The following is a 12,626-nucleotide window of genomic DNA, read 5'->3' as shown; positions in this document are numbered from 1 at the left end:
ATGGGATTCTTCACCGACACCAGCGTCTGCATCGGCTGCAAGGCGTGCGAGGTGGCCTGCAAGGAGTGGAACGCCGTCCCCGCCGACGGCCTCGACCTGCTCGGCATGTCCTTCGACAACACCGGCCAGCTCGACGCGAACTCGTGGCGGCACGTCGCCTTCATCGAGCAGCCCGCGCCCGGCGACTCCCAGGACATGCGCTGGCTGATGATGTCCGACGTGTGCAAGCACTGCACGCACGCGGCCTGCCTCGACGTGTGCCCGACCGGCTCGCTGCTGCGCACCGAGTTCGACACCGTTGTGGTGCAGGCCGACATCTGCAACGGCTGCGGCTACTGCGTCTCCGCCTGCCCGTACGGCGTGATCGCCCGCCGCGAGGGCGACGGCCGCGCCTGGAAGTGCACGCTGTGCTACGACCGCATCGGCGACGGCCTGCAGCCGGCCTGCGCGACGGCCTGCCCGACCCAGTCCATCCAGTACGGCCCCCTCGACGAGCTGCGCGAGCGCGCCGAGGCCCGGCTTTCGCAGCTGGACCGGCCCGAGGCGCGGCTCTACGGCCACGACCCGGGCGACGGGGTCGGCGGGCAGGGGGCGTTCTTCCTGCTGCTGGACGAGCCGGAGGTGTACGGGCTGCCGCCCGCCCCGGTCGCCAGCACGCGTAACCTGCCCCGCATGTGGAAGCGGGCGGGGCTGGCCGCGCTGACGATGGCCGCGGCCGTGGCGGTGTCGTTCCTGGGGCGGCGGCCATGACACGAGCGGGGCGGGACCGGCGGCCACAGGGCCGCCGCGAGCACGGCGGCGAGGACGTCCAGGTCCCCCGGGCCGACTTCCGGTCGTACTACGGGCGGCCGATCCTCAAGGCGCCGGTGTGGGAGCACGACGTTCCGGCGTACTTCTTCACCGGCGGGCTCGCCGCCGGCAGCGCACTGCTCGCCGCGGGCGCCGACCTGACCGGGCGGCCGAGGACCAGGCGGGCCGCGCGGCTGGCGGCGCTCGGCGCGCTCGGCGTCAGCACGTACTTCCTCATCAACGACCTCGGCCGGCCCGAGCGCTTCCACCACATGCTGCGCGTGGCCAAGCCGACCTCGCCGATGTCCGTGGGCACGTGGATCCTCAGCGCGTTCGGCGGGGCCGCGGGCCTGGCCGCCACCACCGAGGCGCGCCCGCGCGGGATCGTCGGCGCGGCCGGGCGGGCCGCCGGGATCGGGGCGGCCGCGCTGGCGCCGGCGCTGGCCACGTACACCGCCGTCCTGGTCACCGACACCGCCGCCCCGTCGTGGCACGCCGCCCGCGACGACCTGCCGTTCACCTTCGCCGGCAGCGCCCTGGCCAGCGGAGCCGCGGTCGGCCTCATCGCCGCGCCGCCGGACGAGGGCGGCCCGGCCCGCGCGCTCGCGGTCGCCGGGGTCGGCCTCGAGCTGGCCGCCACGCACCGCATCGAGCACGGACTGGGGCTGCTCAGCGAGCCGTACCGCACGGGCAAGGCCGGCCGGCTGCTGCGCGCGGCCCGGGCCCTGAACATCGCCGGCGCGGCCGGGGCGCTCCTCGGGCGGCGCAGCCGGGTGCTGTCGGCGCTGTCCGGGGCGGCCCTGCTGGCGGGCTCGCTCGCCACCCGCTTCGGCGTGTTCGAGGCCGGGGTGGCATCGACGAAGGACCCGAAGTACGTCGTGGAGCCCCAGAAGGCCGCAGAGTCCGGAGCGTGAGGCTGCTCGTCGACGACCTGCGCGACTTCCTCGACTCCGCACCCGCGCACGTGGCGCGCACCAGCGCCGCGGGGATCGAGGTGCTGCGACGGCACCGCCACGAGCGCATCGACGAACTCTGGCTGGACCACGACCTCGGCGACGACCCGTCAACGAGAGCCAGCACCCCGGTAACCAAGAAAGCCCCAAAGAGGATTTTTAGATCCTTCGGGCGGCGTCCCGTCTCCGTCTGGTTCAGATGTTCCCCGACTGTCAAGGGATCGCGCAACGTCAGTTGCGTTCGGCGGCGAGGCGCTCGCATCGTTGGGTGCCCCATGCACCCAGCGAGCGGAGGGCTTCGTTGAGTGAGATGCCGTGCTCGGTGAGGGAGTACTCCACTCTGGGTGGGACCTCGCGGTAGACCTCGCGGTGGATGAGCCCGTCCTCCTCCATCTCACGCAGGTGCTGGATGAGCATTTTCTCGCTGACGCCGATGAGGCCGCGTCTGAGTTCACCGAAGCGGCGGGTGCCGTAGTTGTTCAGCTCCCACAGGATCAGCGACTTCCACTTCCCCGACACCACGTCCATCGCGGCGTCGATGCCGCAGATGTAGGGGCCGCGCCTAGCGTTCGATCTCATCGAGTTCTCCCTGCGCTCGATACTTACCAACACGTAAGTATTGAACAAATTAGTGGGTACTAGCCAACACGAAGGTACCCGCAGACGATGGTGATCGGCGCGCCGTCATGTCACCGAGCGGAACGAAGGAACATCTGATGACCACCAGCACCACGTTCCTGGGATTGGGGGCGATGGGCAGTGCCCTCGCCGGAGCGGCCCTCGACGCCGGCCGACCCACGGTCGTGTGGAACCGCAGCCCGCGTCGGGCGCAGGCCCTCGGCGGGCGCGGCGCCGTCGTGGCCGGCAATGTGAAGGAGGCGGTAGCTGGCGACGGAGTGATTGTCGTCTGCCTGTTCGACCACCAGTCCGTGCATAGCGTGCTCGATCCGGTCGGCGCCGGCCTGTCTGGGCGCACGGTGATCAATCTGACCACCACGACGCCGAACGAGTCGCGCGAGCTCGCGGCGTGGGCCGCCAAGCGCGGCATTGTCTACCTCGATGGTGCGATCATGGCTGTCCCGCAGATGATCGGCGGCCCGGGTTCGGCGATCCTGTACAGCGGCTCGGTCGCCGCCTTTGAGCAGCACCGGCCGCTGCTGGACCGGTGGGGTGCCAGCAGCTTCTTCGGGCCGGACGCTGGTATGGCCTCGCTCTACGACATGGCGATGTTGACCGGCATGTACACGATGTTCGCCAGCTTTCTGCACGGCGCGGCGATGGTTGGCGCCGCGGGTGTGTCGGCGACCGAGTTCGCCGAGGTGCAGGTGCCGTTCCTGGCCGCGATGACTGGCCGGCTGGCTGGCTTCGCCGCGACGGTCGACGCCAAGGACTACACCGGGGAGGGCCAGCAGAGCCTGCAGTTCACCGAAACGGCGCTGGCCACGTTACTGCGGGCCACCGCCGAACAAGGCGTCGCCGTCGAGGTACTCCGGCCGGTGCACGACATCGTGCAACGCCAGATCACCGCCGGATTCGGCGACCACGGCACCGCCCGCATCTTCGAGGAACTGAAAGGCGCGCGATGAGCCGCACCGGCACACCAGCCCCGGTCACCGTGATCGGCCTCGGCCCGATGGGCCGGGCGATGGGCACTACCCTGATACAGGCCGGGCATCCGGTCACCGTGTGGAACCGTACGCCCGGCCGGGCCGACGACCTCATCTCCGCCGGGGCCGCGCTGGCACCCACACCCGCCGACGCCATCGCCGCCAGCGGCCTGACCGTCATCAGCCTCACCGACTATCAGGCGATGTACGACATCCTCGCCCCGGTGGTCGATGACGAGCGGCGGCCTGCCGCACTGGGAGGCAAGGTTCTGGTCAACCTCAGCTCCGACACGCCGGATGCGTCGCGGCGGGCTGCGGCATGGGCGACAGAACACGGTGCGAGTTTCATCACCGGCGGAGTCATGGTGCCTGCTCCCGCGATTGGGAACCGCGGCGCGTACGCGTTCTACAGCGGGCCGAAGGACGCCTTCGACACGCATGAACCGGTATTGAGGGTGATCGGCGAGCCGAAGTACCTCGGCAGCGATCCCGGCCTGGCCCAGCTGTTCTACCAGGCCCACCTCGACGTGTTCCTAACCGCCTTGTCGAGCCTCCTGCACGCCACGGCTCTTGTCACCGCCGCGGGCGTCCCGGCGGCGGACTTTCTGCCCGGCGTGCTGAGCACCCTCACGGGCATTCCGGCGATGATCGGCGATGGCGCGCAGCTGGCTCAACAACTGGAGGCCGGCGAGCACCCCGGCGACCTCAGCACAGCCCTGATGATGGGCGCCACAGCCGACCACATCGTGCGGACCAGCGAGACCTTCGGCGTCGACGTTGCATTGCCGAAGGCGGTCAAGGCGCACTACGACCGGGCGATCGCCGCTGGCCACGCAACCAAGAGCTGGACGGCACTCTACGAGGTGATCAAAGCCGACAGCTGACGGAAGCACTCATGCCGGCGCGGATGGTGGTGTCCAACGCCCTCCGCGCCGGCCCTGACGACCAGTCGGCGGCTATCGGTTGCGGAGGCTCGTGTACTCGCCGCGTGCTGCACCGGTGGCCTTCGACCAGAGCGAAGCAGGGGACAGGAACAGGCCGATCTGGTCGGCGAGGAGCGCTGGCGGTAGCTGCGATGCGAGCGCGGCACGTGCGCCGTTGCGGGCGGGCAGGATCCGGTGCAGCCCGAGGTGGGTGATGCGCTCGCGGAGGCGTTCGGCGGATAGGGCCGGTTGCCTTGGCTCCTGGGAAACAGCCACTGTGTGCCGGTGGAGCGAGTCCCGCGAGTGGCTCGCGGAGTCGTATCGGGGTGTCGGACAGCGCCAACGTGAACGGTGCGTTCGCGCAATAGGTGCCGTGCCGGCTGGAGACGTTCGTCGTCGTCCATGCCGGTACGCAGTTCACGGCTGCTGGCCGCGGGGACATCGAGGTCGGGATGCAGGCAGCGGTGCTGACGGCCCGCTGCACGAACGCGCGCAGCGCGGGGCGGTGACTGGGTAGCTCGCCCACCCAGGCGTCCAGCTGTGATTGGCTGACGTCCGAGAGGTGGCCGCCTGCGGTGGCTACGGCGGTGGCGAACTGCGCGGCGACTCGGGCTCGGGTCAGTGGCCAGTCGACAAGTTGTGGGCTTACGGTGACGCCGGAGTCGACTTTCTGCTGCAGCGGGCGAGTGACGGCCCACCGGACGTAGCGGCGCACCATGGCCCGCAGCGGCTCGGGCACCGCGCCCACCAGTGTGTCGATCCGCTGGTGGTAGCTGTCCAGAGTCGGTGCTTGCGGCGGCAGCAGCCCGGCGACGACCAACGCGATGCGCAGGCGCCGTCGCACTGATCACCCGCCGGGTGTCGGTGGGCGGCACGTCACCGGACGCGGAGGGTGTGGCCGTCGTAGGGGATCAGCTCGCCGACGACGGGGTAGCCGGGGATCTCGCCCGCGATCAGGAGGCCGCCTGAGGTCTGGGCGTCGGCCAGCAGCAGTAGCTCGTTTTCGTCCACCGGGCCGGAAGCCAGGTGGGGGCGGACCCAGTCGAGGTTTCGGCGGGTGCCGCCGCTGACGAAGCCGTCGTGCAGGGCCTCGCGGGCGCCGTCCAGGTACGGTACGGCCGCGGAGTCCACGATCGCCGTCACGCCGCTGGCGCGGGCCAGCTTGTGCAGGTGGCCCAGCAGGCCGAAGCCGGTCACGTCCGTCGCGCACTCGGCGCCGGCGGCCAGGGCGGCCTCCGAGGCGGCGCGGTTCAGGGTGGTCATCGCCTCGACCGCGTGCGGGAACGGCTCGCCGGTGGCCTTGTGGCGGCTGTTCAGCACGCCGATGCCCAGCGGCTTGGTCAGGGTCAGCGGCAGGCCGGGGCGGCCGCGGTCGTTGCGCAGCAGGCGGGTGGGGTCGGCGAGGCCGGTGACCGCCATGCCGTACTTCGGCTCGGGGTCGTCCACCGAGTGCCCGCCCGCCACGTGGCAGCCGGCCTCGCGGGCGATGTCGAGGCCTCCGCGCAGTACGGACGCGGCCAGATCCATCGGGAGCACCTCCCGCGGCCAGGCCAGCAGGTTCACCGCCACGACCGGGCGGCCGCCCATCGCGTAGACGTCGGACAGGGCGTTGGCGGCGGCGATGCGGCCCCAGTCGTAGGGGTCGTCGACGACGGGCGTGAAGAAGTCGGCGGTCGCCACGATCGCGGTGCCGCCCTCGATCGACACGACGGCCGCGTCGTCGCCGTCGTCGAGCCCGACGAGCAGCTCGCCGGGGCCCTGGGGCGCCTGGTCGCCGACGAGGCCCGCGACCACCGCCTCCAGCTCGCCGGGCGGGATCTTGCAGGCACAGCCGCCGCCGTGCGCGTAACCGGTCAGCCGGATCGTCGCCGTCACGCCGGCCAGTCTATGCCCGCGCGCCCGGCGGTGATTGTCAACGATCCCGCCAGCGCTCTCAGTAGCGGGCAGACTTTGGCCGTTTCCGCCGAGCACCCTCACCCGGCCCCGTCCGCGCCGGCCCGGGAGGCGCTGCGGGAGGCGATCCAACACGGTGACTACCTGCCCCGCGAGCGGCTCCGCCGCAGCACGAGCGGATCATCGCCGCGATCCGCCAGCGCGACCCCACGGCGGCCGAGCCGGCGATGCGCGCGCACGTCGCCGGCGTCATCGAGCATCTGCGCGGCATCGAGGTGGCCCGGCCGTGAGCGCTACCCCGGTGGTCGCGGTGCTCGGCCTGGGATAGGCCGGCGGCGGTTCGCGATCGACCTCGTCCCGGCCGAGCTGCGCGGGGCCCCGGCGACTGGAAAAGCTCAGCCCAGGGGGAACAGGATCGGGCTGAGTAGGTGCTGGGTGCGCCCCGGGGCCGGCTCGTTGGCCAGGTGCGGCACGATCGCGGCACGCATGCCCGCGATGAGCTCGGCGCGCTCGGCCTCGCTCAGCCAGATCGCGTGCTGGCGGTAGCCGACCTGGTCCGCCGCCGGATCGGCGCCCGGGTCGTCGAGGTAGGCCTGATATTCGGCCAGCAGCGCGGCCATCGAGGCGGCGAAGGCCCGGCGATGCTCGTCCACGGTCGCCGCGGCGGCGCGCTCAGCGGTGACGGCGGCGCGGGCGGGCTGCAGGCGGTAGTGGCGCTCGACGAAGCCGCGGACCCGCTGCTGGCCGGACTCCTCCAGGATGCCGGCCTCGGCGAGCAGGGCGACGTGGCGATACACGGTCGCCTTCGACGCGTCCGCGATGCGCTCGCACAGCTGCTGCGTGGTGAGGCTGCGGCCGCCGGAGAGGGCGTGGACGATGCGCAGCCGCACGGGGTGCAGCAGCAACTCGACGGGGTCCATTGGCTTATGTTCGCACACCTGATAATGTTCGCATCCATGCGAACAATGCCACGGGGTGAGCTCGTCGCGGCCGGTGGGCGCAGGATCGCGCTGTACCGCGCGGGGTCGGGCGCGCCGCCGGTCGTGCTGCTGCCGGGGGCCGGGCTCGTCGGGCTGGAGTACGACAACCTGCTGCAGGGCGCGGCCCGGCTGACGACGGCGGTCACCTACGACCGGGCCGGCACCGGCTGGAGCGACGACGCCGAGCTGCCCCGCCCGGCCGCCGACGTGGCCGGCGAACTGCGCGACGTGCTGGCCGCCGCCGGGATTCCGGGGCCGTACGTGCTCGCCGGGCACTCGATGGGGGCCGTCTACGCGCGCCGGTTCGCGCAGCTCTTCCCGGACGACGTCGCCGGGCTGCTGTTCATCGACCCGGGGCACGAGGACATCCTGAAGTTCCTGCCGCCCGAGGTGGTGGCGCTCAACGAGGAGATGAAGCCGGCCTGGGACGACCTGCCCGACCTCACGCCCGAGCAGGTCTCGGCCGCCGGGGCCGCGCTGCGGGCGCTCTACGCCCAGTGGCCCGACGACGTCCGCGAGCCGCTCGTCGAGCACCGCCTCGCGCACTGGCGGACCGGACTGCGCGAGGGCCGCAACCTCGAGACCGACGTCTACGCGGAGCTCGCCGCCGGCGGCCCCCTGCCCGACGTGCCGCTCATCGTGCTGACCGCGGCCGACGTGAACCCGGTGTGGGCCCAGCACATGCCGCCGGAGCTGCTCGCGCGCGCCCACGACGGGGTCCGTGCGCTGCACGCGGCCGTCGCCGCGTCGGTTCCGCGGGGCGAACAGCGCCTGGTCGAGGGCGCGTCGCACCAGTATCTGCACGTGCAACGGCCCGCCGCGGTTCTCGCCGCCCTGCAGGATCTCCTCGGGATGTACCGGTTGAACCGGCGTTGAACCTGGGCTGTCCGGATGGCCGATCTCTTCCGCCGGGGCGCTGGGGGAGAAGGGCGAGCTGCGGTGGTACGCCAACGATCCCGTCACCGGCACCCTCGGCCTCATCGCCCGCGACCTGGTGACGCCGACCCCCGGGTGCGACGCGCTGTTCCCGGACGCCTCGCGCTGCTCGATGGACAGCTGCGGCAACCGTGCCAAGCAGCAGCGCCGCCGCGGCTGATCAGCCGGGCTGCCCGGCGGGCACGGCCGCGGGCGCCGGGGCCGCGGAGGGGTGACTGCGGGCCGTGGCCAGCAGCAGCAGGAAGCCGGCCGAGCACAGCAGTGCGCCCGCCACGTAGGCGTAGCGGTACCCCAGGTCCGCCGACAGCCCCAGCAGCGGCCCCGCCAGGATCGCCGCGATCGGGTACGCGTTGCCCGCCAGGGTCGCGGCGCGGCCGGGCTCGCCGGGCAGGAGCTCCTGGGCGTAGGAGATGCCGAGCCCCTGCACGGCGGCGATGAAGCTCGCGTTGAGCGCCTGTAGCGCCGCGACCTGCCAGCTGTGCGCGGCCAGGGCGACCAGCGCGTGGTACAGCACCCCGAACCCGCTGCCGAGGATGATGAGGCGGCCGAGCGGGTAGCGGGTCGACAGCGCGCCGAAGCCCAGCATCAGCGGGATCTCCAGCGCGGCGCACAGGCCGAGGACCAGGCCGGCGTCGCGGACCTGGGCGTGCAGGGTGTGGCTGAGGTACAGCGACATCGCCTGCACCCCCAGCACCCCGGCGGCCTGCATGAGCGCGAACGCGGCGACCGTCGTCCACACGGCCGGTCCCGCGCGGCCTGCGGGCGGGCGCTCGACGTGCGCGGGCGGGGACGCCTCCTCCAGTCGCAGCAGCACCACGGCGGCGGCGACGAGGTACATCGCGGTCGCGGTGAGGTACAGCGCCCGGAAACCACCGGCCTGCAGCAGGAACGCGGCCACGGGCGGGCCCGCCACCCAGGAGACCGAGAACACCATCCGCAGGGTGCTGATCGCCATCGCCGCGTGGGTCGAGCCGCGCTGCTGCAGCACCTCGCGGGCGTAGGCGAACGACTGCGGGAACAGCGCACCGCTGAGCGCCGTGAGGGTCATGGTCAGCGCGAGCAGCAGCCAGTACTCGCGCACGAACGCCGTCGCCGCCGAGCCCGCGGCGCCGGCCAGCGCCGCGGACAGCAGCAGCCGGCGGCGGATCGGGCGGCGGTCGGAGAGGCGGCCGAGCAGCGACGAGGAGACGATCCCGGCGACGGGTCCCGCGACGAGGAACGCCCCGACGTACGCCGGCCCCGCGCGCACCTCGGTGCTGAGGAACAGCGACATGAACGGCCCGACGACCGCCGTCGACAACCCGACGAAGAAGAACATGACGCCGAGCGGGACCAGGGTCCGCCCGGCCCGTCCGGCGACGCCCGCGGGCGAGTCGACGCTAATCCCCGAAACCACCTCCGCACCTTACGCGAAGGCGGGGGAGCGCTCTCCCGAATATTTCCTGGATCACGTCAGGGCTCCCAGCCGGTCGTGGCTGCCCACACCTCGGCGGCCACGATGACCAGGTCGACCACCGGGTCCTTGACGTCCGCGTACTCGCCGACGTCGTCGAGCCGCGCGGCCAGCGCGACCTTGAACGCGGCGTACGCGTCCACCGCCGCCGGGTGCGCCCGCAGCCAGTCGCGAAACAGCAGCGCGACCCGCTCGTTCGGCGAGCCGGCCACCCGCACGTGCAGGTTGATCAGCTCCGGCTCGTCGCGGGTGTAGAACAGCTTGCGCCAGCGCTCGGGGTCGTCGCCGCGGCCCGCGGGCACGTGGTCGTGCTCGTAGGCGCGGCGGGTGAAGCCGATCGCGGCCAGCGGCGCGTCCAGCGTGCCCCGGTCGAGCGCGGCGACGCTCATCTGCAGGTCGTACACCGGCTTGGCGGCCATGCCCGGGATCGACGTGCTGCCGATGTGCTCGACGCGCAGCGCGTGCGGCGCGGCGGCCGAGTGCACCTCGGCGGCGAGCTCGCGCCCCCGCCCGGCCCACGCCTCGTCGGCCGGGGCGATGTGGACCGGCATCAGGCCTCCGCCTGGCGGCGGGCCTTCGCGCGGCGCTTGCCCTCGTGCATGGCCTGGACCCGGGGGACCGGGATGGTGTGGCCCTCCGCGACGAGGTCGGCGGGGACCTCCTGCGGCTGGGGCATCTGCGCGGCCCACGGGTCGGCGTCGCCGAGCAGCCCCGGCGCGGTGTGCACGGTGAAGTCGCGCGGGTCGACGCCGTCGAGGTCGCCCCAGCCCAGCGGGTACGACACCGGGCAACCGGGCCGCAACCGCGGGCTGTACGCGCACACGACCGTCGCCCCGCCGACCCGGGTCGGGTCCACGAACACCTTGCCGTGGCGGTCCTCGCGGATGAACGCGGTGGTCGCCAGGGCCGGGTCGGTCCGCTCGGCCCGCGCCGCGATCGCCCGGGTCGCCGCGGCCACGTCCTCCATCGGCGTGGGCACGATCGGTACGAAGATGTGCAGCCCCTTCGCGCCGCTGGTCTTCACCGCCCCGGCGAGCCCGGCCGCGGCGAGCGTCTCGCGCACCAGCCCGGCGGCCCGCACGACCAGCCCGAAGTCGTCACCCTCCGGCGGGTCGAGGTCGAGCACCAGGTGCGTGGTGTGCGCCCAGTCGTCGGCGCGCACCAGCGTCGGGTGATACTCCACCGCCCGCTGGTTGGCGAACCACAGCAGCGTCCGCCGGTCGTCGCACAGCGCATACGCGACGTCGCGCTTGGACGTCTCGGCCCACATGTGCACGGTCCGGACCCAGTCCGGCGTGTACTTCGGCACGTTCTTCTGCATGAACTTGTCCTGGCCGCGCATGATCCGCACCACGGACAGCGGCCGGCCGCGCAGCACCGGGATGATCCGGTCCCGCACGGCGTCGAGGTAGTCGACGAGGTCACGCTTGCTCGCGCCGGCCCCCTCGAAGATCGGCTGGTCGAGGTTGGTCAGCGCGACCCCGTCGCGTTCCTCGGCGGTGCTCACCGTCACACCGTATCGGTTCACGGCCCCGCCGCCGGATTTCGGCTACAGCAGCAGGTCCATGTTGATGACGCTCGCCGCCTTCATCCCGCCGGCCGCCGCCACGATGACCTGGGACATGGGGTCCGTGACGTTGCCCGCGACCCACACGCCCGGCACGGCGGTCTTGCCCATGGCGTCGGCTGGCACATAGGTGGCGACCGGCACCCCCTGCATCTCGAGCACCTCGGTCTTCAGCCCGAGATCGTCGAGGAACCCGGCCCGGGCGGCCAGCGTGGTCTGCACGACGATGGCGGCGCGCTCGACGAACTGTCCGCCCGCCACGTGTACTCCCTGTGCGTCGACCTTCTCCACCGCTCCTTCGACGATCCGCACGCTCGCCGGCACGCCCGGGACCTCGTGGTTGTTGGTGAACAGGACGAGGTCGGCGGTCCACTGCGTCCACAGCAGCGCCGCGTGCGCGACCAGCGGGCTCGTGGCGATGATCCCGATGGGCTGGTCGCGGACCTCCCACCCGTGGCAGTACGGGCAGTGCAGCACCCAATGCCCCCAGCCCTCGGCGAGGCCGGGGATGTCCGGCAGTTCGTCGACCACCCCGGTGGTGACCAGCAGTCGCCGCGCCGTGAAGCTCGAGCCGCCGGCCAGTTCGACCCGGAAGTCCTCGCCGTCGCGGTGCGCGCGCTCGACGGTGTCCTCGACGATCTCCACGCCGTAGGACCGGGCCTCCTCGCGGCCGATCCGCAGCAGCTCGCCGGGCGGCGTGTTCTCCCGCCCCAGGTAGTTGTGCACGCCCTCGGCGGGCGCGTTGCGCGGCTGCCCGCCGTCGACGACCAGCACCCGCCGGCGGGCCCGGCCCAGGGTCAGCGCCCCGCTCAGCCCGGCGGCCCCGCCGCCGATGACGATTACGTCGTATCGCTCGCTCATGCCCTCGACCATCCCTCGCGTCCGCGATTCTGGCAAAGATCTTTGCTGGAATGGCAAACTGGAGTCGTGGACGAACACATCGGCCCGCGGCTGCGCGCCCTGCGCGAGCGGCGAGACGTGACCCTGACCGCGCTGTCGGCCGAGACCGGTATCTCGGTGAGCACCCTGTCCCGCCTCGAGTCGGGCGGCCGCCGCCCCACGCTCGAGCTCCTGCTGCCCCTGGCCCGCGCGCACGGCGTGACCCTGGACCACCTGGCCGGCACCGATTCCCCGGACGACCCGCGCGTGCCGACCCGCGCGATCGTGAGCCACGGCGTGACCCACTACCCGCTGAGCCGCCGCCCGGGCGCACCCCATGCCTTCAAGCTCGTCTTCCCGCCCCGCACCCCGGCCGACGGCGTCCCGCAGCCGAAGACCCACGAGGGCTACGAGTGGCTCTACGTCCTCTCTGGCCGCCTGCGCATGGTCCTCGGCAACCACGACCTGATGCTGAACTCCGGCGAGGCGGCCGAGTTCGACACCCGGGTCCCGCACTGGTTCGGCAACCCGACGGACCACGCCACCGAGGTCCTGAGCATCTTCGGCCCCCAGGGCGAACGCGTCCACCTCCGCGCCCGCCCGACCTGACGAGCGCCCCGACCTCCCCGGCCCTGCCCGGCCCTGC

Annotated in this window: 15 protein-coding genes; 8 read left to right on the top strand and 7 right to left on the bottom strand. The window is 72.7% G+C overall.

Features of this window, described 5'->3' with window-relative positions; translation table 11 throughout:
• Genes ACQPY0_RS38060 through ACQPY0_RS38050 form a run of 3 tightly spaced genes read left to right on the top strand, consistent with a single transcriptional unit; the run spans position 1 to position 2,047 of the window.
• Positions 1-750, top strand: a complete 750-nt coding sequence (locus tag ACQPY0_RS38060) for a 4Fe-4S dicluster domain-containing protein (RefSeq protein WP_432995527.1) — start codon at positions 1-3, stop codon at positions 748-750.
• Positions 747-1,703, top strand: a complete 957-nt coding sequence (gene nrfD / locus ACQPY0_RS38055) for an NrfD/PsrC family molybdoenzyme membrane anchor subunit (protein ID WP_432972141.1) — start codon at positions 747-749, stop codon at positions 1,701-1,703. The genes ACQPY0_RS38060 and nrfD overlap by 4 nt, the downstream gene beginning before the upstream one ends.
• Positions 1,700-2,047, top strand: coding sequence for a cyclic-phosphate processing receiver domain-containing protein (locus ACQPY0_RS38050; protein ID WP_432972138.1), 348 nt, complete (start codon positions 1,700-1,702; stop codon positions 2,045-2,047). Before nrfD ends, ACQPY0_RS38050 begins: the two co-directional genes overlap by 4 nt.
• Here the strand turns inward: ACQPY0_RS38050 and ACQPY0_RS38045 are convergent.
• Entirely contained in the window at positions 1,974-2,321 is a 348-nt protein-coding gene (locus tag ACQPY0_RS38045) for a winged helix-turn-helix transcriptional regulator (protein WP_432972135.1), read from the bottom strand. The genes ACQPY0_RS38050 and ACQPY0_RS38045 overlap by 74 nt on opposite strands.
• 137 nt (positions 2,322-2,458) lie before the next feature.
• Here ACQPY0_RS38045 and ACQPY0_RS38040 point away from each other — a divergent pair, with 137 nt between their 5' ends.
• Positions 2,459-3,328 carry an NAD(P)-dependent oxidoreductase gene (locus tag ACQPY0_RS38040; protein WP_432972132.1) on the top strand — a complete coding sequence of 290 codons (870 nt, stop codon included), beginning with the start codon at positions 2,459-2,461 and terminating at the stop codon, positions 3,326-3,328.
• Positions 3,325-4,233, top strand: a complete 909-nt coding sequence (locus tag ACQPY0_RS38035; protein WP_432972129.1) for an NAD(P)-dependent oxidoreductase — start codon at positions 3,325-3,327, stop codon at positions 4,231-4,233. Before ACQPY0_RS38040 ends, ACQPY0_RS38035 begins: the two co-directional genes overlap by 4 nt.
• A gap of 915 nt (positions 4,234-5,148) precedes the next feature.
• On the opposite strand, the gene selD is transcribed toward ACQPY0_RS38035, so the two are convergent.
• On the bottom strand, positions 5,149-6,147 hold the full coding sequence (selD, locus tag ACQPY0_RS38030) for a selenide, water dikinase SelD (protein ID WP_432972126.1): 999 nt from the start codon (positions 6,145-6,147) through the stop codon (positions 5,149-5,151).
• A gap of 197 nt (positions 6,148-6,344) precedes the next feature.
• On the opposite strand from selD, the gene ACQPY0_RS38025 reads away from it, so the two are divergent.
• The gene (locus tag ACQPY0_RS38025; RefSeq protein WP_432995525.1) at positions 6,345-6,455 is read left to right on the top strand and encodes a hypothetical protein; all 111 of its coding nucleotides are present in this window, start codon (positions 6,345-6,347) and stop codon (positions 6,453-6,455) included.
• Between the two features lie 105 nt (positions 6,456-6,560).
• Here ACQPY0_RS38025 and ACQPY0_RS38020 read toward each other — a convergent pair whose 3' ends face one another.
• Positions 6,561-7,085, bottom strand: coding sequence for a helix-turn-helix domain-containing protein (locus ACQPY0_RS38020; RefSeq protein ID WP_432972123.1), 525 nt, complete (start codon positions 7,083-7,085; stop codon positions 6,561-6,563).
• A 36-nt stretch (positions 7,086-7,121) separates the two neighbouring features.
• Between ACQPY0_RS38020 and ACQPY0_RS38015 the strand changes: the two genes are divergently transcribed.
• Complete coding sequence (locus ACQPY0_RS38015; RefSeq protein WP_432972120.1) at positions 7,122-8,021, top strand: alpha/beta fold hydrolase; 900 nt, start codon at positions 7,122-7,124, stop codon at positions 8,019-8,021.
• 220 nt (positions 8,022-8,241) lie between these two features.
• Here ACQPY0_RS38015 and ACQPY0_RS38010 read toward each other — a convergent pair whose 3' ends face one another.
• From ACQPY0_RS38010 to ACQPY0_RS37995, 4 genes are read right to left on the bottom strand one after another with little or no spacing between them, the layout of a single operon-like run.
• Positions 8,242-9,477: a sugar efflux transporter gene (locus ACQPY0_RS38010; RefSeq protein WP_432972117.1), complete on the bottom strand. Its 1,236-nt coding sequence runs from the start codon at positions 9,475-9,477 to the stop codon at positions 8,242-8,244.
• A gap of 56 nt (positions 9,478-9,533) precedes the next feature.
• A complete protein-coding gene (locus tag ACQPY0_RS38005) occupies positions 9,534-10,085 on the bottom strand; it encodes a GrpB family protein (RefSeq protein WP_432972114.1) in 552 nt (183 codons plus the stop codon).
• The gene (locus tag ACQPY0_RS38000; protein WP_432972111.1) at positions 10,085-11,041 is read right to left on the bottom strand and encodes a DNA polymerase domain-containing protein; all 957 of its coding nucleotides are present in this window, start codon (positions 11,039-11,041) and stop codon (positions 10,085-10,087) included. The genes ACQPY0_RS38005 and ACQPY0_RS38000 overlap by 1 nt, the downstream gene beginning before the upstream one ends.
• Before the next feature lie 42 nt (positions 11,042-11,083).
• On the bottom strand, positions 11,084-11,962 hold the full coding sequence (locus ACQPY0_RS37995) for an NAD(P)/FAD-dependent oxidoreductase (protein ID WP_432972108.1): 879 nt from the start codon (positions 11,960-11,962) through the stop codon (positions 11,084-11,086).
• A 66-nt stretch (positions 11,963-12,028) separates the two neighbouring features.
• Between ACQPY0_RS37995 and ACQPY0_RS37990 the strand changes: the two genes are divergently transcribed.
• A complete protein-coding gene (locus ACQPY0_RS37990; protein ID WP_432972105.1) occupies positions 12,029-12,589 on the top strand; it encodes a helix-turn-helix domain-containing protein in 561 nt (186 codons plus the stop codon).
• Positions 12,590-12,626: the final 37 nt, after the last annotated feature.

This window comes from Dactylosporangium sp. CA-233914, from assembly GCF_050942935.1.
In the GTDB taxonomy this organism is placed as follows: Bacteria; Actinomycetota; Actinomycetes; order Mycobacteriales; family Micromonosporaceae; genus Dactylosporangium.
This window is presented reverse-complemented; position numbering and strand designations above follow the sequence as displayed.